Raw genomic sequence first — 17,504 nt, 5'->3', positions numbered from 1 at the left:
ATCACAGTGGGACAGAAGTGGCGGGTCTTCCACGACAAGTTTGTGGTGGAAGAGCGCTACATGGATCCAGCTGACCGGCGCGGCCTCTACCGGGCAGCCATCATCCTGGCAGCAGCCGGGGTGGTGCTGTTTGCCGCCACCCTGATAAGCGTGCTGCAGGCTGACGGGCTGTCCGCAGCCGATGGGCCGGTCCGGGACTGGCTCCTGGGGCTGAGGTCACAGGCCCTGACGGTGGTCATGATCTTCCTGGCTGTGGTCTTCGGCCCGATTGCCCTGCCCATCATCGTCCTGGTGGTGGTTGTCTGGTGGGGACTCGCGGCCAAGCATGCCTGGCGCCCTGTCCTGCTGGCCTCGGCGATGATCACGGGCGTGATCATTTCCCAGATCATCCTCCAGATCGTCCGGCGGTCCCGGCCGCCGGTTGACCAGATGCTGTTCGGGGTCGATCACACTTTTTCTTTCCCATCGGGACATGTCCTGGGCGCCTGCGACTTCCTCCTGGTGGGGGCTTTCCTGGTCTACTCACGGCGCAGCAATCCCCGGGCCGCCGTCCTGGGCTTCACCGGGGCAGGGATCGGCATTTTCCTCGCCGCCGTAAGCCGGCTGTACCTGGGCTACCACTGGCTCAGCGACACCCTTGCGTCAGTGTCGCTTTCACTGGTCATCCTCGGCGGCGTCATCGCCCTGGACACGTGGCGCACTGCCAGGGTGCCGGGGGAGCAAATTGCCGGGACGTTCTCTAAAGTGGAATCGCCCCGCGACTAAGGCAGGCACCCGCACGATTCCCTCAGCCGGGCGGCTTCGACCGGGCCCGCTTCAGTGCACGGTGCAGCTTTACGTTGGCAGCCTCAAGTTCCAGCACCTTGGCTACTCCCGCAAGGTTGAGTCCCTGCTCGAGGAGTTCGCCGATCCGCAGCAGGACGGCGATGTCGTCGTCGCTGTACTGGCGGGTGCCGCCCGAAGTGCGCGACGGCGTCAGCAGTCCCTTGGTTTCATAAAGCCGGATGTTCTGCTGGCCGGTCCCTGCCAGCTTGGCCGCGACTGAGATGGCATACAGCGCGCGGCTGCTGTCGCCGCCACTGGCCCGTCCGGCCTGCTGCTCTGCCATAAGCTCTCCAGAGTCCGTCCGTAGGTGTTGCCTTAGTTTCCCACTAGTGCTATAAAAAATCTATATCAACCACCATAGATCATGGGAGTTGATAGGACAGAGGTTCTACACCTACAAAGCTGAAGGAGTGGAAATGATGTTGATGCGCACAGACCCGTTCCGTGAGCTGGACCGGCTCACGCAGCAGGTCTTTGGAACAGCTGCCCGTCCGGCCGCCATGCCAATGGATGCCTGGCAGGAGAACGGCCATTTCGTGGTGGCGTTCGATCTGCCCGGCGTGAAGATTGAATCGCTGGACCTGAACGTTGAACGCAACGTCCTCACGGTCCGGGCGGAGCGCAAGGATCCCACGCAGCCCAACGTGGAGCTGGTGGCCTCCGAGCGTCCCCGGGGTGTGTTCAGCCGGCAGCTGATCCTCGGCGACACCCTGGATACTGACAACATCAAGGCCAGCTACGATCAGGGCGTGCTGACACTGCGGATCCCGGTGGCTGAACAGGCGAAGCCACGAAAAATCGAGATCCAGACGCAGCAAAACGAGATGCACCAGATCGGAACCTAGCCACAGCCGGCGGGCGCGGGCAGTGCAGGTGCGTTGTCCGCGCCCAACATTCTTTTCGGACGGCGCCGCCGATACGCGCCGGCCCAGCGGAAAAGGTCCGCACCATGACAGACACACCCGACTATTACGCGATCCTGCGGCTGCGGCCGCAAGCCAGCCAACAGGAGATCTCGCGTGCTTACCGCGCCTTGATGCGTAACCACCATCCGGATGTGGACGGCGGGACCACGCCGGAGGGGGAGCTCCTGGAGATCATGCAGGCCTTCACTGTCCTGCGGGATCCGGCACGGCGCGCTGCCTACGACAAACAGCGCGCCCCCGCCACCAGCCAGGCTGTTCCCGTGCGAAAGGTCCGCAGGCCTGGCGAATCCACCGGTCCTGCCATCAGGATTACGCCGGTGCGGTGGGAAAGCGGACCATGGGCCTGACGGATACTGAGTCCTGATGCGGGCCAGGCCCCGCACAGCACAACGACCAACCGCAAGGAGGCGGAGAACTGAATGAGCGAGTGGCGCCGCTACGACTCACACCTGATTCCGGCATTCCACGAGCGCTTTGAACAGCGCTGGGGCGCAGGCACTGCTCCCTTCCTGGACCCCGAAGCGCATGAGCAGCCGCTGCCGCGGGCGCAGTGGATCAACCCGGCAACCGGCGCCGCGCTCGCTGTTGTCCCTGTTTGGACTGCAGACGAAACGCAGCAGCGGTCCTTTGGCGTCTTCTACCTGCCGCCAGCGGGGGATATTTGGGTGCTCCGGCCTGGCTATACGGGATACCTGGAGCCTGCGGACGGGGAAACTGAACACCTGCTGACCCTCCGGAACGACGCGTTCCGGAAGGCGGTCGCGCACGCCAAGGAGTTCCTCTTTGGCTCTCTGTAAGCAGGCTTTTCTGTCACCAGGCCCGCCGCGCCGTGCCCCGCTCGTCCCGCGTCCCTTGCTGTGACATCCTGAGACGTACTCAACACGCTTCGTCACCAAAGGCCCCAGATGCACATCACCGCCAAAGACCTCGCCGCGCTCATTCCCCCCGGATTCACCCTGGGCGTGGCCACTGCAGCGTTCCAGATCGAAGGGGCCCTGGATGAGGACGGCCGCGGCCCGGCGGGCTGGGACGTTTTCGCCGGCAAGGACGGTGCCATCGTAGAAAACCACAGCCCGGTGACGGCCTGCGACCACTACCACCGCATGCCGCAGGACGTCGCCCTGATGAAGCAACTCGGCGTGGACTCCTACCGGTTCTCCTTCGCCTGGCCCCGGATCCAGCCCACCGGCAGCGGACCCGCCAACACCTCCGGACTGAACTTCTATGACAGGCTCCTGGACGAACTGCTGGCCAACGGCATTTCGCCCATGGCCACCATCTACCACTGGGACACCCCGCTGGCGCTGGACGAGGCCGGCGGCTGGATGAACCGTGACACCGCCTACCGCCTGGGGGAGTACGCCGCCATCCTCGCGGACAGGTTCGGCGACAGGGTGGCCCGGTGGGTCACGGTTAACGAGCCTGCCACAGTCAGCACCAACGGCTACTCCCTTGGCTTGCATTCACCCGGGAAGGAACTCGTCCTGGGCGCCTTCCCCACCGTCCACCATCAGTTGCTGGGGCACGGGCTTGCAGTGCAGGCCCTGCGGGCGGCAAAAGTGCCAGGTGAGATCGGCATAACCAACGTCTACTCGCCCATGGTGCCCAACTCCATCAATCCCCTTGACCGGATCAGCGCGGGGCTGATGGACCTCGCCCAGAACCGTCTCTACGCGGACCCGGTGCTGACCGGAAAGTATCCGGACCTGATCAGGGCGGCCAAGTTCTTCAGCTCGTTCGAGCACCCCGAGGAGGACATGGAGCTCATCTCCCAGCCGCTCGACTTCTACGGCCTGAACTACTACATGCCCACCAAGGTGGCGGTGGGGCCGGGCGGCGGCGCAGTTCCCGCCAGCATGGCCGAGGCGATGGGCAGCGACCTGAGCGCGGCGGGCAGCGGCGGCACTCCTTTCCATGTGGAGACGTGGCCGGAGGCGGACATCACTTCCTACGGCTGGCCGGTGAAGCCGGAGTACATGTCGGTAGCGTTGAAGGAGATGGCTGAGCGCTACCCCAACCTGCCGCCGGTCATTATCACCGAGGGCGGGGCGAGCTTCGAGGACATCATCGTGCGGGACAAGTCCACGAACACCAAGTTCATCCCGGACGAGCGCCGGCTCAAGTACCTTTCGGACCACCTGGAGGCTGCACTGCGGGCCACGGCCCCGGGCGGCGAAGCGGAGTCGGTGGACCTGCGCGGCTATTACGTCTGGTCGCTCCTGGACAACTTTGAGTGGTCTGCCGGCTACAACCAGCCCTTTGGGCTCCTGCACGTGGATTTCGACACCCTCGAGCGGACGCCCAAGGCGTCCTACTTCTGGTTCCAGGAACTCATCGAGGAACGCGACTTGGCGATGGCGGCAGCTGCCGCGATTGCCGGGGCGATGGCCGGGGACCCCATCGAGGTCGACGTCATTGGCGCGGAAGTCCCGGGCACTGACGACGTTTCCGACGACGACGTTCCCGACGACGGCGTACCGGTCCTGGGTGCCAGCGCTTAGGACCGGGGTGCCTGGGCCAGTCGTACGGGCTGGTTCAGGGCTGTACTGAATGGCTCAGAGCCGTATTGGCTGGCTCAGAGCAGGTTCAGCGTGGTGAGCTGCTTGGCCATCCCTGCGCCGTCCGGTGAGTAAATCCACGGGACTTTCGATGCAGAATGGTCGCCGTCTTCAGAGTGGCCGCCGGCGAAGACAGATTCACTCATGGACAGCTGCCGGATAGCTATCGCTGCAACCTTGTCCGGGTTTTCCTGGGCGAAGCCGGAGTAGATGGCCTCGTCATGCTGGCCGTTGTCGCCGATCAGGAGCCACCGCATGTCTGGGAACTCCTTGCCCAGGCGTTCCAGGTTGCGGTGCTTGTGGTCCTGGCCGCTGCGGAACCAGCGGTCCTGGGTAAGGCCCCAGTCCGTCAGCAGAAGTGCCCCTTTCGGGTACATGTTCCGGTTCAGGAAGCGGGCCAGGGTTGGTGCAGCGTTCCACGGGCCGGTGGACAGATAGATCACCGGGGCGTCCGGGTGCTCGATGATCAGCCGGTCCATCAGCACGGCCATGCCGGGGGTTGCCATGCGGGCGCGCTCACTCAGCACGAAGGTGTTCCAGAGCGCCAGGAACGGACGGGGCAGGGCGGTGACCATGACGGTGTCGTCGATATCGGACACAATGCCGAACTTCACGTCCGGCGCGATCACCTGAATGGGTGCCTCCACCGGTTCCGTTCCTTCCGCCCGAAGGACGGCGGTATGCCACCCGGGGGACAGCTCCACGGCCACCTCGGTGTCAATCAGGCCGCCCCGGTCCGCGCGCACATGGGTGACGACATCGCCGATGGTGATCTCGACGTCGGTAAACTGCAGCGGCACACCCGTGAAGGCGCGCCAGCCGCGGACGTTCTGGTTGCCGTTCTGGGCTTCGGTTTCGGCTTTGCTGCCCGGGAGCGGTTTCTGGGTCATCAGCACCCGGCCGAGCACGCGGATCTGGGTGGTGGATCCGTAACCCTGGTAGGCGATGGTCTGCGGAACAAACTTCCAGCGTTTGGCCACCTGGATGCGGACGCTGTTGAAGGCGTCGGAGACCTTATGCGCGAGCCTGAACACCTGGTTCCCGGATAGCAGCAGGGCGTGGTCCGTTCCATTCCTGTCCTGCGTGCTTTCCGGGCCCTGGGAGGTTGCTGCGTCCTGGGGCGGGTTCTGGTGAGCCGTGTCCATGGCACCACTCTGCCACAGGCTGTACTGCATCGGACGGTTTCCGGGTCCTTGCCGTCACCGCATTACGTCACCCTTCGCCCAGGATCCACCGCAGGGTCTCGGCGTTCCGCACCGCGTTACCGCCGCCGTCGTTGTTGAAATAGGCGTAAACCTCGAGGCCCTGGCCGGACCACTCGCGGATCCTCTCCGCCCACCAGTGCAGGTCGCCGTCGGAATAGGAACCGCCGTAAAGGTGCTGCGGGTCCGGCCCGTGCAGCCGCACGTAGGTGAAAGGGGCGGTGGTCCGCAGGATGCAGGGCAGGTTGGCCCCGCTCATCACGCAGTAGGCAGCCTGGTGCCGCTCCAGCAACCCAAAAACCTCCGGGCTGTCCCAGCTGGGGTGCCGGAACTCCACCGAAACCCGGATCCACGGCGGGACGGCAGCCAGGAAGTAGTCCAGCCGGGCGTCGTCGCGCTCCATCTGCGGCGGAAGCTGGACCAGCAGGACCGCCCTTTTGTCCCCGAGTTCATGCCAACAGCGCTCAATCCGTTCCAGCCACACCTCGGGCGCGTACAGTTTCCTGGCGTGGGTGAGTCCACGCGGAGCTTTGACGGACATGCCGAACCCGTGCGGCAGCCGCTGGTTCCAGCCGGCGAACGTGGTATCCCGGGGCCAGCGGTAGAAGCTGGCGTTAAGCTCAACGGTGCCGAACCGGGAGACGTAATGCTTGAGCCGGTCCTTCACTGGCAGCCCGGGCGGATAGAGGACGTTTTCCCAGTGGTCATAGCTCCAGCCGGAGGTCCCGATGTGGATTGCCATAGTTCCTCCCGGTGTTCTGTTCCTCCCGGTGTGCCTCAGGGCTTTCAGGCTACACCGGTGAGTGCCCTTCCCTTTGGGAGCGGCTGTGGCAGGGTAAGGACATGGCGCGGATTGAAGACTACGCAGTGGTGGGTGACCTTCAGACGGGGGCCCTGATCAGCAAAGAGGGGTCCATCGACTGGCTCTGCCTGCCGAGGTTCGATTCCCCCGCCTGCTTCAACGCACTGCTGGACACACCCGAAGCCGGCCGCTGGCTGCTGGCTCCTGTGGGCGGGGGAGCGTGTACCCGAAGAGGGTACCGGGAGGGCACGCTGGTCCTGGAGACGGAGTGGGAAACGCCTGAAGGGTCTGTGCGGGTCATCGACTTCATGCCACCGCGCGACTCCGTGGCGGACATCGTCCGCATCGTCGAAGGCGTCAGCGGCAGTGTCAGGATGCACAGCGAACTGGTCCTCCGTTTTGACTACGGGCACATCATTCCTTGGGTACGCCGGGACCAACTCGGACTTCACGCCATTGCCGGGCCGGACGCCGTCTATCTGGTGACCCCGGCACCCCTGCACGGGGAGAACATGCACACGATCAGTGATTTCACCGTCAACGCCGGAGACAGGGTTCCGTTCGTGCTCACCTGGGCGCCAAGCCACGTTGGCAGGCCGCACACGGTCGACGCCGAGGAAGTCCTTCGCACCACGCATGCCTTCTGGCGGGGCTGGGTTTCCCAGTGCACAGTGAAGGGTGAGTACCGGGAGGCAGTGGTGCGTTCCCTGGTGACCCTGAAGGCCCTGACCTACGCGCCTACCGGCGGCATTGTGGCAGCCGTGACCACGTCCTTGCCGGAGCAGATTGGAGGGCCGCGGAACTGGGACTACCGCTACTGCTGGCTGCGGGACGCCACTATGACGTTGCAGGCCCTGATGGCCGCGGGCTACACGGCGGAGGCCGCGGCCTGGCGGGATTGGCTGCTGCGCGCAGTGGCCGGTGACCCTGCCGACCTGCAGATCATGTACGGCATTCACGGGGAGCGCCGCCTGCCGGAGATGGAACTGCCCTGGCTGAAGGGCTACGAGAACTCGTCGCCCGTGCGCATCGGCAACGGGGCCGCGGAGCAGCTGCAGCTGGACGTGTGGGGCGAGGTGCTGGACTGCCTTGCCCTGACCCGGAATTCGCTGCTCAAGCATCCGGACGAGGCGTGGGACGTGCAGCTTGCCCTGATGGAACATCTCGAAACCATCTGGGACCAGCCGGACAACGGGCTGTGGGAGATGCGTGGGCCGCGCCGGCACTTCACGCATTCCAAAGTGATGGCCTGGGTGGCGGCGGACCGGATGGTGAAAGGCGTCCGCGAATCCGGCCTGAAGGGGCCGGTGGAGCGCTGGGAGCGGCTGCGGGACATCATCCATGAGGACGTTATGGCCAACGGCTTCGATGCTTCCCGCAACACCTTCGTGCAGTCGTACGGCCGGCCCGAGCTGGACGCCAGCCTCCTGCTGATTCCGCGGGTTGGGTTCCTGCCGCCGGACGACCCCCGGGTGATTGGAACCATTGAAGCCATCCAGCGTGAACTTACCGAGGACGGGTTCGTGCTGCGCTACCGTCCGGAAAAGAGCGACGACGGCCTGCCGGGGGACGAGGGAATTTTCCTGGCCTGCTCTTTCTGGCTGGTGGAGGCGCTCTTGGGCGCGGGTCGCCATGAGGAGTCACGGAAACTTTTCGAGCGGCTGCTGGAGCTGCGGAACGACGTCGGGCTGCTGAGTGAGGAATGGGCCGTGAAAGCCGGCCGGCAGCTGGGCAACACTCCACAAGCCTTCAGCCACTTTGCGCTTGTGACTAGCGCTTTGGAGCTTCATCAGGATACGGTGCGCCGAAGTGACACTCCCATTCCGCCGGAAGCGGCGGAGCCGTGCTGAGGCGGTGCGGTCCGGGAGTGGCTTCTCCTTCGCAGAATAGATAAGTATACTTACTAAGACCTCATGGAGTGCTCCCACAAAGCACAACGCCGTGACTGACTGAGGAGTGATATTAATGGCCGGGTATTTTGAATTGGTGGACGCGCCCGACGGTGGCTACAGGGTCCGGATGCTGGATGGAAGCGGGAGCCTGATGGCCATCTCGGTCACGTTTCCCACTAAGCGGGCCGCCGTTGCCGGGGTGGCAATGGCGCGCGAGATCGCCGGCACGGGGCTGATCCGGGACAAGAGCCATGATGGCGCCGGAACAGTCATCCGGGAGCGCGTCCGCCCCGTCACCTCTGCCAAGGAGGAGGCTGCCCGCCACAAGAAGACGCCCGCAGCCAAGCGGGCAGCGGTCAGCTGATGGTGCACCAAGCCAAGACACCCTCTGGCGCTCGACGCCGGGGGGTTCTTTTTGACGTGGACGGAACACTGATTGATTCGTCCTACATCCACACCATGGCGTGGTGGGGTGCCTTCCGCCAGTACGGCTACGACATCCCCATGGCCTCCATCCACCACTACGTGGGCATGGGCGGTGACCGGCTGGTGGACAATCTGCTGCCTGGGGACCGGGACCGCTCAGCGGATGCGGAGATCATGGCCAGCCACGGCGCCCTGTATGCCTCCCACTGGCCTTCCCTGCGGGCGTTCGAGGGAGTCAAGGAGCTGCTGGCCCAGTGCCACGCCGGGGGGCTGGCGGTGGCACTGGCTTCCTCCGCCCGCCACAGGGACCTGGAGGTGATGAAGGGCGTCTTGGATTCCGATGCCTTCATCGACGGAGCCACCAGCGCCAATGACGCCAAGGAGAGCAAGCCCTCCCCGGACATCCTGGTGGCGGCCCTGGAAGCGATTGGTGTCGATGCCGCTGACGCCGTCTTCGTTGGGGATGCCGTCTGGGACATGAAGGCTGCCGGGGCCCTGGGAATCCCCTGCGTCGCTGTCAGGTGCGGGGGAATCAATGCGGTGGAACTTCGTGAAGCGGGGGCAATAGAGGTCTATGAAGGACCTGCCGACCTGCTCCAGAATCTCACCTCCAGCGCCATTGGCCGGCTGATCGCCAGGGCTTAGGGACTGTCCTTACAGGGTCTGTCCGCCGGCCACTGCGTCTTCGTCGCCCTGGTTCGCGGGTTTGGCCCAGGACACCGCCACCTGGACCGAGCCGTCGTCGTTCCTCTCGATGTCCGTGACGATATCGGACACGCTGGCACCCATCTCCACGATCCGGTGGCGGTAGGAGTTGACCAGCTCCGCCAAGCTCGCTTCCGTCCATTCGCCCGGCCGCATACGGGTGGAAATTTCAACGGGTTCGGGCTGGTAGAGCGACATGGCGTTCCTCTTTCACTCGTGCTGTCTGCGGATGTGGCTCTTCCTACGCTAGGAGCCGCAGGCCGGGACGACAAGGCTTTTAGTCAGCCTGCTTACTTTTTTGGCCGATTGTCGATAGCGTCGAAGGACGGGCGCGAGCCCCGACTGAACGCGAGACTTCCGGAAAGGCGAGTTGTGAAAGCACTGACGTGGCAAGGAAAACGCTCTGTAAGCGTGGAGGAAGTACCCGACCCTGTGATCCAGGAGCCGACGGATGCCATTGTCCGCATCACCTCCACGGCGATCTGCGGATCGGACCTGCACCTGTACGAGGTGCTGGGACCGTACATGCACAAGGGCGATGTCATTGGGCACGAACCCATGGGCATCGTGGAGGAAGTAGGCAGCGCGGTCACCAACCTCCGCAAGGGCGACCGGGTAGTCGTTCCTTTCAACATCGCCTGCGGCCACTGCTACATGTGCTCCCTGGGGCTGCAGTCCCAGTGCGAAACCACCCAGGTCAAGGAAAAGGGTTCAGGCGCCGCCCTCTTCGGCTACTCAGAGCTGTACGGCTCAGTACCCGGCGGCCAAGCCGAATACCTCCGCGTCCCGCATGCCGACTACGGTCCGGTGAAGGTCGGCACGGAACTTCCGGATGAGCGGTACCTCTTCCTCTCCGACATCCTCCCCACCGCATGGCAGGCAGTGGAGTACGCCGACACCCCGGCCGGCGGCACCCTCGCAGTGTTCGGGCTGGGCCCGGTAGGCCAGTTCGCCGCCAGGATTGGAGTCCAGCGCGGGCTTCGCGTCGTTGGCATCGACCCTGTCCCCGAGCGGCGCGAGATGGCGGCGCGGCACGGGGTGGAAACCCTCGACTACGGCAAAGGCGTGGCGGACGAACTGCGGGAGATGACCGCCGGAAGGGGTCCGGACGCGGTGGTGGACGCCGTCGGCATGGAAGCCCATGGTTCTCCCGCAGCCGGCTTCGCCCACCAGGCGCTGGGCCTGCTGCCGGACAAACTGGCGCAAAAGGCCATGGAGACCGGCGGCGTGGACCGGCTCGCAGCGCTGCACACCTCCATCGACGCCGTGCGGCGCGGCGGAACGCTCTCCCTGAGCGGCGTGTACGGGGGCCAGGCCAGCCCCATGCCGATGCTCACCATGTTCGACAAGCAGCTCCAGGTCCGGATGGGCCAGTGCAATGTGCGGCACTGGATTGATGACCTGATTCCTCTGGTGGAGGACGACGCCGATCCGCTGGGCGTGATGGATCTGGTCACCCACCGTTCGGGACTGGAAGGCGCACCCGCTTTGTATGAGAAGTTCCAGAAGAAAGAGGACGGCTGCATCAAGGTGGTCCTGAACCCCGGCACCTGACTGCAGCGTTATTCAGCACAGGCTGTTCATCGCCTCCTGCGCCACCTCCTGCATCTCGTGGATCAACGGGTTGAACTCCAGGGTGGGTGGCGCGGGCGGGTAGGCGACCGTCATGGCCAGTTGCTTGCTGCCATCCTCGCTGGTCATGGCGACGGTCCCGTAGCCGTCCACATCGCCAGGGAGGCCGTAGTAGAAGCGGTTGTTGCAGGTGTTGTTCCAGCGCCGCAGGGCAAAGCCGTAATACTGCGAATATCCACCCTTCATGGCCGTCACTGTGTCAGGTGCCAGCAGCCTGCCCTGAAGCAGCGCCGCGTAAAAGGTGTTTACTTCCTCAACCGTGGACACCGCTCCGTTGGAGGGCACCTCCGCCAACCAGACCGGCATGCCGGCATCCTGCCTCATGCCTTCGACGGTGATATATCCGTGAATCATGGCTGTGGCCGGTGAGCCCCCCAGTCTGGTTTTTGCCAGGCCAAGGGGACCGGCGGTGTCTGCGGCCAGGACCATAGCGATGTCTTGGCCGCGGAGCCGCTCAACAATGAGGGCAAGAGCCGCGTAATTCGAGCGGGAGTAGTCAAAGATTCGTGCCAGCCGGCCATCCCAAGGAACGGTGCCAGCGAGGGCCAGCTGCTCTTCGAGGCTGAGCGGCCGGTTCATTCTCTCCTCCCAGCGCCCCGATGCCAGCAGGGGGACGGTGAAGTCGGGGATTCCTGATTCGTGTGTCAGCAGCTGCCTTACGCTGACGGGCCCGGGCGGCTGCAGGAGCGTACCGAACTCAGGCAAATAGGCGCTGACCTGGCCGTCCAGGTCCAGCCTGCCCTCTTCCACCAGCTTCATCACCGAGACGGCCACCATGGATTCCGTGATGGTGCCGACGTGCACGGGATCGGCAACCGTGGCAGGCTCCGCGGACTCGAGGTTCCTTACGCCGGCGGCATGCGTCCAGGCCTCGCCCTTGTTCCGGACGGATACCACGACTGCAGGGGCGCCTTCCTCCACCATCCGGGCGCTGAAACCCTCCAGGAGGGCGAACGCGGCGGGCTCGTCAGGTTGCGGCGGCGGCGGCTCCCCGGTGCATCCGACGGCGGCTGCCATCAGGGCCGCCCACAGGGCAGCAGCGGTCCGCATCGAACCGCAGCTCCGGCGCCTGCCCATGCCACCAATTTTCCCCCAACTAAGTAGCAGCACACGTCGTTTTGGGAACCCAATACGACATGTGCTGCTACTTAGTTGGGAGGGGAGGGGTGCCTAGGTGAGGCGCACCTGCCGGTTCATGTCCTTGTAGAGCAGGTAGCGGAACTCGCCTGGGCCGCCGGCGTAGCAGGCCTGCGGGCAGAAGGCGCGCAGCCACATGAAGTCGCCGGCTTCCACCTCCACCCAGTCGTTGTTCAGCAGGTACATGGCCTTGCCCTCCAGGACGTACAGGCCGTGCTCCATCACGTGGGTTTCCGGGAACGGGATCACGCCGCCGGGCTGGAACGTCACGATGTTCACCTGCATGTCGTGGGCCAGATCATTGGAATCCGTGAAGCGGGTGGTTTTCCAGACGTCGTTGGTGTCCGGCATCGACGTCGGTTCCACGTCCTTTTCGTTGGTGACGAAGGACTTGGCCTCGTACCCTTCAAGACGTTCATAGGCCTTGCGGATCCAATGGAAGGAAACGATGTCGTCCGAGACATTCTCCAGGCCCCACTGTGCGCCAGCGGCCAGGTAGGCGTAGCCGCCCTCCTCGAGCTGGTGCAGTTCGCCGTCGAGGGTCAGGTTGACCTTGCCCCGGGTGACGAAGATGACGCCTTCCACGCCGGCCTCGAATTCGGCCCTGGGTGCCCCGCCGCCCGGGCCGATCTCCACAATCAGTTGGGAGAACGTGGTGGCGAAGCCGGAGATGGGGCGGGCGATGATCCAGGAGCGGGTGTTCGAAAAGCCCGGCAGGTTGGACGTGACGATGTCCGTCATCACGCCCTTGGGAATCACCGTGTAGGCCTCGGTGACGATGGCCCGCTCGGTGGTGAGGTGGTTTTGCGGCGGCAGCCCGCCGGTGGGGGAGTAGTACTTGCCCATAACTGGATCCTTACTTATGAGTTTGACGTGGTGGCGAGCCGCGGGTGCGCCAGTGCAGTGAGCTGGGGAATTCCGACGCCGGCAAGCGCCTGGACCTCATGGGCGCCAACAGCGCCGCATTGGACGCCGCGCAGGACGAAGGCGGCCAGCGCACGGGCCGTGGCGGGTTCGTCCATGACGCCGCCTTCCGTCTGTTCCACGTAGTTCCGCAGGCGGGCCGCGGCGGCGGGCAGGCCCTGCCGGTAGAAGGCGTAGGTGGCGGCGAAGCGGCTGGGAAGCTGGGCCGGGTGCAGGTCCCAGCCCTGGTAGTAACCCCGTTCCAGCGAGCGCTGCACCAACCGGCCATGAAGCCGCCAGGCGTTTTCCACGTTGTCGCCGACGGGAATAATGTTGGTGGACCCGTCAGACAGCCTGATGCCGGTTCCGGCGACGGCCAGCTGCATGACTTCCTTGGCGAAGTCCGCGACAGGGTGCTCCATGGACTGGTGCTCAGCTGCGATTTGGAGCGAAGCGGAGTAGTCGTACGTGCCATAGTGCAGGGCACTGATCCGGCCGGGAACCGCGTGCGGCAGCTGTGCCACGGGGGAGGAACCGTCGGGTCCCATAATGAGCTGCGGCGTCTCCACCTGGACTTCGAAACGGAGGCGCCCGGCGGGCAGCGAATGGACTTCCTCCAGCCGGGACACCGCATAGCCCATGGCCTGGACCTGGGCCACCGTGGTGACTTTGGGGAGCGTGAGGACGAGCCCCTGCGGCAGTTCCCCCGCCTCGGCTAGCCCCGTGACGAACAGGTCCAGCGTCCGCAGTCCGCGGGCCCGTGTGGCAGATTCGAAGCACTTGAAGCGGATGCCGATGAATGGGGGAGCTGTGCCCGCAGCAACGGCCTCGGCTACTTGGCGGGCGGCAGTGCAGGCATCTGCGTCCTCCGCCTCGTCCCCGCGGTCGCCGTAGCCGTCTTCGAAGTCCAGCCGGAGGTCCTCAATCGGTTCCTGCCGGAGCTTGGCCGCCACCCGGGAGGCAACCGCTGCGCTCAGGGAGAGGGACTGGTCAAGCAACCAGCCAAGCCTTTCCAGGCCGCCGTGGGCCTCAGCGGTTGCCAGCGCCTGGGCGCCCCAGTCAGCAGCCAACGACGGCGTGAACCGGTCCGCGGGGACGTACACCGTGTGGACGGGCTGGCGCGAGCCGTCGTCGCCCGGGTAGTTCTGTTCCAGCAGCCGGTCCGTGCCGGCCAGCTGCCCGTCGATGCTGGCAAGGTCCCCCGCAGAGAGTGAGGGCCTGGGTGTTGCTGCCATGCCTCAGCCCACCAGTTCGTAGGCCGGGGTGGTGAGGAAGTCGGTGTAATCCTCGGCCAGGCATATGTCTGCGATCAGTTCACTGGCGGGCTGGTAGTAGCGGCGGAAGGCTTCGTCACCGAACTCAGTGCGGAGCCGCTCTGTCTCCTCGCCCAGGATCCGTTCCACGAGTTCGCGGGTGACGGTGTTGCCGGTGTCCGCGAGGACGGACTTGTTGCGGATCTGCTGCCACACCTGGGAGCGGGAGATCTCCGCGGTGGCAGCATCCTCCATCAGGTTGTGGATGGCCACGGCGCCGTTTCCGGACAGCCAGACCGCGGTGTAGGCCACGGCAACATACAGGTTCAACCGCAGGCCGGCTTCCGTCACCTGTCCATCTGCCGAGGAGACGTCCAGCAGCTGCTCGGCGGTCACGTGGACCTCCGGGCGCTGCCTGTCCACCTGGTTCGGCTTGTCTCCCAGCACCGAGTCAAACACCTCGCGGCAGGTGGACACCAGGTCCGGGTGCGCCACCCAGGAACCGTCGAAGCCGTCGTTCGCCTCGCGGGTCTTGTCCGCCCGCACCTTGGCGAAGGCCGCCTCCGTGACCTCGGGATGGCGCCGGTTGGGAATGACGGCTGCCATGCCGCCCATCGCGAAGGCGCCGCGCTTGTGGCAGGTCTTCACCAGCAATTCGGTGTAGGCGCGCATGAACGGCGCGGTCATGGCGACGGAAGCGCGGTCCGGCAGGACAAACTCCTCGCCGGCGTCGCGGAAGTACTTGATGATGCTGAACAGGTAGTCCCACCGGCCGGCGTTCAGGCCGGAGGCGTGGTCACGCAGCTCGTACAGGATCTCGTCCATCTCGAACGCGGCCGGAATGGTCTCGATCAGCACCGTGGCCCGGATGGTGCCCTGGCCCAGTCCCAGGTAGTCCTGCGCGAAGACAAACACGTCATTCCAGAGCCGTGCTTCGAGGTGGCTCTCCATCTTGGGCAGGTAGTAGTACGGTCCCTGCCCATTAAGCACCAGCTGCTTCGCGATGTGGAAGAAGTGCAGCCCGAAGTCCACCAGCGCACCAACCGCGGGTTCGCCGTTGACCAGCAGGTGCTTTTCCTGCATGTGCCAACCGCGGGGCCGGGCCACCACCACGGCGAGCGGTGCGTCCGTGCGGAGCCGGTACTCCTTGCCCTCGTCCGAGGTGTAGCTGAGGGTGCCCTGGGCGGCGTCGCGGAGGTTGAGGATCGCGTCAATGACGTTGCCCCACGTGGGGGTGCTGGCATCCTCAAGGTCCGCGAGCCACACCTTGGCGCCGGAGTTCAATGCATTGATGGCCATCTTTGCCGGTGAAGCCGGCCCGGTCATCTCTACCCTGCGGTCCTGCAAAGCCGCAGGTGCGGGCGCAACCTTCCAGTCGCCGTCGCGCACGTCCTTCGTCTCCGGCAGGAAATCCAGCTTGCCGGTTTCCGCCACGCGCTGCCGCTTGGCGGCGCGGGCCTGCAGGAGTTCGTTACGGGTGCCGGCGAAGCGGTTGTGCAGTTCCTCCACGAAGGCCAGTGCCTTGGGTGAGAGAATCTCCTCCGCGCGGTCAATTGGCCGGGGGTCTGTGACAGTGATGGCCATTTCTGGTCCTTTCCTTGGGCTGAAGTCAGGCGTGAATCAGGCGCTGGCCAGGGCGGCTTCGGGCTCCGCTGCTGCCGGTGCAGCCGCCGTTGCCACGCTGGCGGCGTGGGCAGCAGCTGCAACAGCGGACGCAACATCGGCGGCCACATGGGGATCGAAGACGCTGGGGATAATGTAGCTGGCATTGAGTTCATCGTCAGCTACCCGCTTGGCGATCGCCTCCGCGGCGGCCACCAGCATCTCCGGGGTAATGTCCGAAGCTCCGGCGTCCAGCAGGCCGCGGAAGAAGCCCGGGAAAGCCAGCACGTTGTTGATCTGGTTGGGGAAGTCGCTGCGGCCGGTGGCCACCACGGCGGCGTGCTTCGATGCGATGACGGGATCGATTTCAGGCGTGGGGTTGGCCATGGCGAATACGATGGCGTTCGACGCCATGGCCGCCACCTGCTCCTCGCCGATCACGTGCGGGGCGCTGACGCCGATGAAAACGTCCGCGCCGACGAGCGCTTCGTGCAGGGTGCCGGCGAAGCCTTCCTCGTTGGTGTTTGCAGCGATCCAGCTGCGGTGCTCGTCGCCGTATTCCTCGCCGGAGTGGATGGCGCCGGAGCGGCCGGCGGCGATGATGTGCCGTGCACCCTGGGCCTTGAGGAGCTGGATGATGGCCGAGCCCGCAGCGCCGACGCCCGAGACCACGATCTTTACTTCTTCGAGCTTCTTGCCCACCACGCGCAGCGCATTGACCAGGGCTGCGAGGGTAACGATGGCGGTGCCGTGCTGGTCGTCGTGGAACACCGGGATGTCCAGTTCCTCGCGGAGCCGGTTTTCGATCTCGAAGCAGCGCGGGGCGGCGATGTCCTCCAAATTGATGCCGCCGTAGACCGGGGCCATGGCCTTGGCGATCATGATGATTTCCTCGGTGTCCTGGGTGTCCAGGCAGACGGGCCAGGCGTCAACGTTGGCGAACTGCTTGAAGAGGGCGGCTTTGCCTTCCATCACGGGAAGGGCGGCGGCCGGGCCGATGTTGCCGAGGCCCAGGACCGCGGAACCATCGGTGAGCACTGCGATGGTGTTGCGCTTGACGGTCAGGTTGCGCGCGGCAGCGGGGTCCTCGGCGATGGCGAGGCAGACACGGGCGACGCCGGGAGTGTAGGCGCGGGAAAGATCGTCGCGGTTGCGCAGGGCTACTTTGGGGACGACTTCCAGCTTGCCGCCCAGGTGCATCAGGAACGTGCGGTCCGAGACGTGCTGGACCGTGACGCCGTCGAGCGCATTGAGGGCGTCCTTGACGCGGGCGGCGTGTTCGTCGTCGGTGGTGTTGCAGGTGACGTCCACCACCAGAGTCTCGTGGTGGGATTCACTGACATCCAGGGCAGTGATGGCTGCGCCTGCGGCGCCGACGGCGGCGGCCAGCTCGCTCGTGGCGCTGAAGCTCGAGGGTGCTTCCACGCGCAGGGTGATTGAATTTCCGGGGCTGGGGTTCGCCATTGAATATCCTCCTGTTGGGCCCGGGGCCGGGCGTCTGCTCAATCGAAAGTTTTTCGTATTATGGATATTATTATCTGCAAGATGGAAATACAACCCCTCCAAATAAGACTGCCCCCAATGCATCGCGGTCCCTTGGGCTGTGCTGTATGTTGGGTGTTCTAAGCAATTCTTTTCACG

At 65.0% G+C, this 17,504-nt stretch carries 18 protein-coding genes; 9 read left to right on the top strand and 9 right to left on the bottom strand.

The genetic code is table 11. The features are described 5' to 3' along the window. The first annotated feature begins 6 nt into the window (after positions 1 to 6). Complete coding sequence (locus tag FDW84_RS18270; protein ID WP_138610908.1) at positions 7 to 765, top strand: phosphatase PAP2 family protein; 759 nt, start codon at positions 7 to 9, stop codon at positions 763 to 765. Between the two features lie 22 nt (positions 766 to 787). Here the strand turns inward: FDW84_RS18270 and FDW84_RS18265 are convergent, their stop codons facing one another. Next, positions 788 to 1,108 (bottom strand): MerR family transcriptional regulator, encoded by a 321-nt coding sequence (locus tag FDW84_RS18265; RefSeq protein WP_138610907.1) that lies wholly within the window; start codon positions 1,106 to 1,108, stop codon positions 788 to 790. Between the two features lie 136 nt (positions 1,109 to 1,244). Here FDW84_RS18265 and FDW84_RS18260 point away from each other — a divergent pair, with 136 nt between their 5' ends. The 4 genes from FDW84_RS18260 (at position 1,245) to FDW84_RS18245 (ending at position 4,252) form a co-directional block, all read left to right on the top strand. Continuing rightward, positions 1,245 to 1,670 (top strand): Hsp20/alpha crystallin family protein, encoded by a 426-nt coding sequence (locus FDW84_RS18260; protein ID WP_138610924.1) that lies wholly within the window; start codon positions 1,245 to 1,247, stop codon positions 1,668 to 1,670. A 104-nt stretch (positions 1,671 to 1,774) separates the two neighbouring features. Continuing rightward, positions 1,775 to 2,098, top strand: a complete 324-nt coding sequence (locus FDW84_RS18255) for a J domain-containing protein (RefSeq protein ID WP_138610906.1) — start codon at positions 1,775 to 1,777, stop codon at positions 2,096 to 2,098. Between the two features lie 72 nt (positions 2,099 to 2,170). After that, complete coding sequence (locus FDW84_RS18250) at positions 2,171 to 2,548, top strand: hypothetical protein (protein WP_138610905.1); 378 nt, start codon at positions 2,171 to 2,173, stop codon at positions 2,546 to 2,548. 108 nt (positions 2,549 to 2,656) lie between these two features. Further along, the gene (locus tag FDW84_RS18245) at positions 2,657 to 4,252 is read left to right on the top strand and encodes a glycoside hydrolase family 1 protein (RefSeq protein ID WP_138610904.1); all 1,596 of its coding nucleotides are present in this window, start codon (positions 2,657 to 2,659) and stop codon (positions 4,250 to 4,252) included. Between the two features lie 74 nt (positions 4,253 to 4,326). Here FDW84_RS18245 and FDW84_RS18240 read toward each other — a convergent pair whose 3' ends face one another. After that, positions 4,327 to 5,454 carry an App1 family protein gene (locus FDW84_RS18240; protein ID WP_240721587.1) on the bottom strand — a complete coding sequence of 376 codons (1,128 nt, stop codon included), beginning with the start codon at positions 5,452 to 5,454 and terminating at the stop codon, positions 4,327 to 4,329. A 67-nt stretch (positions 5,455 to 5,521) separates the two neighbouring features. Beyond that, positions 5,522 to 6,253, bottom strand: a complete 732-nt coding sequence (locus FDW84_RS18235; protein ID WP_138610902.1) for a DUF72 domain-containing protein — start codon at positions 6,251 to 6,253, stop codon at positions 5,522 to 5,524. 101 nt (positions 6,254 to 6,354) lie between these two features. Between FDW84_RS18235 and FDW84_RS18230 the strand changes: the two genes are divergently transcribed. From FDW84_RS18230 to FDW84_RS18220, 3 genes are all read left to right on the top strand, one after another. Beyond that, positions 6,355 to 8,163 carry a glycoside hydrolase family 15 protein gene (locus tag FDW84_RS18230; RefSeq protein ID WP_138610901.1) on the top strand — a complete coding sequence of 603 codons (1,809 nt, stop codon included), beginning with the start codon at positions 6,355 to 6,357 and terminating at the stop codon, positions 8,161 to 8,163. Positions 8,164 to 8,278: 115 nt separating this feature from the next. After that, positions 8,279 to 8,569, top strand: coding sequence for a hypothetical protein (locus FDW84_RS18225; protein ID WP_138610900.1), 291 nt, complete (start codon positions 8,279 to 8,281; stop codon positions 8,567 to 8,569). Continuing rightward, entirely contained in the window at positions 8,569 to 9,276 is a 708-nt protein-coding gene (locus tag FDW84_RS18220) for an HAD family hydrolase (protein ID WP_138610899.1), read from the top strand. The genes FDW84_RS18225 and FDW84_RS18220 overlap by 1 nt, the downstream gene beginning before the upstream one ends. A gap of 9 nt (positions 9,277 to 9,285) precedes the next feature. Here the strand turns inward: FDW84_RS18220 and FDW84_RS18215 are convergent, their stop codons facing one another. Beyond that, entirely contained in the window at positions 9,286 to 9,534 is a 249-nt protein-coding gene (locus FDW84_RS18215; protein WP_138610898.1) for a hypothetical protein, read from the bottom strand. Between the two features lie 174 nt (positions 9,535 to 9,708). On the opposite strand from FDW84_RS18215, the gene FDW84_RS18210 reads away from it, so the two are divergent. Then, the gene (locus FDW84_RS18210) at positions 9,709 to 10,890 is read left to right on the top strand and encodes a zinc-dependent alcohol dehydrogenase (RefSeq protein WP_138610897.1); all 1,182 of its coding nucleotides are present in this window, start codon (positions 9,709 to 9,711) and stop codon (positions 10,888 to 10,890) included. A 12-nt stretch (positions 10,891 to 10,902) separates the two neighbouring features. On the opposite strand, the gene FDW84_RS18205 is transcribed toward FDW84_RS18210, so the two are convergent. The 5 genes from FDW84_RS18205 to FDW84_RS18185 form a co-directional block, all read right to left on the bottom strand. Further along, positions 10,903 to 12,045 (bottom strand): serine hydrolase domain-containing protein, encoded by a 1,143-nt coding sequence (locus FDW84_RS18205; protein WP_138610896.1) that lies wholly within the window; start codon positions 12,043 to 12,045, stop codon positions 10,903 to 10,905. A 93-nt stretch (positions 12,046 to 12,138) separates the two neighbouring features. Next, a complete protein-coding gene (locus FDW84_RS18200; RefSeq protein WP_138610895.1) occupies positions 12,139 to 12,951 on the bottom strand; it encodes a bifunctional allantoicase/(S)-ureidoglycine aminohydrolase in 813 nt (270 codons plus the stop codon). Between the two features lie 14 nt (positions 12,952 to 12,965). Further along, on the bottom strand, positions 12,966 to 14,243 hold the full coding sequence (locus FDW84_RS18195) for a DUF6986 family protein (protein WP_138610894.1): 1,278 nt from the start codon (positions 14,241 to 14,243) through the stop codon (positions 12,966 to 12,968). Positions 14,244 to 14,246: 3 nt separating this feature from the next. Continuing rightward, a complete protein-coding gene (gene aceB / locus FDW84_RS18190; RefSeq protein WP_138610893.1) occupies positions 14,247 to 15,845 on the bottom strand; it encodes a malate synthase A in 1,599 nt (532 codons plus the stop codon). 36 nt (positions 15,846 to 15,881) lie between these two features. Continuing rightward, entirely contained in the window at positions 15,882 to 17,327 is a 1,446-nt protein-coding gene (locus FDW84_RS18185) for an NAD-dependent malic enzyme (RefSeq protein ID WP_138610892.1), read from the bottom strand. Positions 17,328 to 17,504: the final 177 nt, after the last annotated feature.

Source organism: Pseudarthrobacter sp. NamE5 (assembly GCF_005796225.1).
Classification (GTDB): Bacteria; Actinomycetota; Actinomycetes; order Actinomycetales; family Micrococcaceae; genus Arthrobacter.
Note: the sequence above shows the minus strand (reverse complement) of the source record. Positions and strands in the feature narration are given on the sequence as shown.

What these genes read in the sequence shown, in the direction of transcription:
- FDW84_RS18265 (WP_138610907.1), bottom strand. Translation starts at nt 1,108, where the DNA reads ATGGCAGAGCAGCAGGCCGGACGGGCCAGTGGCGGCGACAGCAGCCGC.
- FDW84_RS18260 (WP_138610924.1), top strand. Translation starts at nt 1,245, where the DNA reads ATGTTGATGCGCACAGACCCGTTCCGTGAGCTGGACCGGCTCACGCAG.
- FDW84_RS18255 (WP_138610906.1), top strand. Translation starts at nt 1,775, where the DNA reads ATGACAGACACACCCGACTATTACGCGATCCTGCGGCTGCGGCCGCAA.
- FDW84_RS18250 (WP_138610905.1), top strand. Translation starts at nt 2,171, where the DNA reads ATGAGCGAGTGGCGCCGCTACGACTCACACCTGATTCCGGCATTCCAC.
- FDW84_RS18245 (WP_138610904.1), top strand. Translation starts at nt 2,657, where the DNA reads ATGCACATCACCGCCAAAGACCTCGCCGCGCTCATTCCCCCCGGATTC.
- FDW84_RS18240 (WP_240721587.1), bottom strand. Translation starts at nt 5,454, where the DNA reads ATGGACACGGCTCACCAGAACCCGCCCCAGGACGCAGCAACCTCCCAG.
- FDW84_RS18235 (WP_138610902.1), bottom strand. Translation starts at nt 6,253, where the DNA reads ATGGCAATCCACATCGGGACCTCCGGCTGGAGCTATGACCACTGGGAA.
- FDW84_RS18230 (WP_138610901.1), top strand. Translation starts at nt 6,355, where the DNA reads ATGGCGCGGATTGAAGACTACGCAGTGGTGGGTGACCTTCAGACGGGG.
- FDW84_RS18225 (WP_138610900.1), top strand. Translation starts at nt 8,279, where the DNA reads ATGGCCGGGTATTTTGAATTGGTGGACGCGCCCGACGGTGGCTACAGG.
- FDW84_RS18220 (WP_138610899.1), top strand. Translation starts at nt 8,569, where the DNA reads ATGGTGCACCAAGCCAAGACACCCTCTGGCGCTCGACGCCGGGGGGTT.
- FDW84_RS18215 (WP_138610898.1), bottom strand. Translation starts at nt 9,534, where the DNA reads ATGTCGCTCTACCAGCCCGAACCCGTTGAAATTTCCACCCGTATGCGG.
- FDW84_RS18205 (WP_138610896.1), bottom strand. Translation starts at nt 12,045, where the DNA reads ATGGGCAGGCGCCGGAGCTGCGGTTCGATGCGGACCGCTGCTGCCCTG.
- FDW84_RS18200 (WP_138610895.1), bottom strand. Translation starts at nt 12,951, where the DNA reads ATGGGCAAGTACTACTCCCCCACCGGCGGGCTGCCGCCGCAAAACCAC.
- FDW84_RS18195 (WP_138610894.1), bottom strand. Translation starts at nt 14,243, where the DNA reads ATGGCAGCAACACCCAGGCCCTCACTCTCTGCGGGGGACCTTGCCAGC.
- aceB (WP_138610893.1), bottom strand. Translation starts at nt 15,845, where the DNA reads ATGGCCATCACTGTCACAGACCCCCGGCCAATTGACCGCGCGGAGGAG.
- FDW84_RS18185 (WP_138610892.1), bottom strand. Translation starts at nt 17,327, where the DNA reads ATGGCGAACCCCAGCCCCGGAAATTCAATCACCCTGCGCGTGGAAGCA.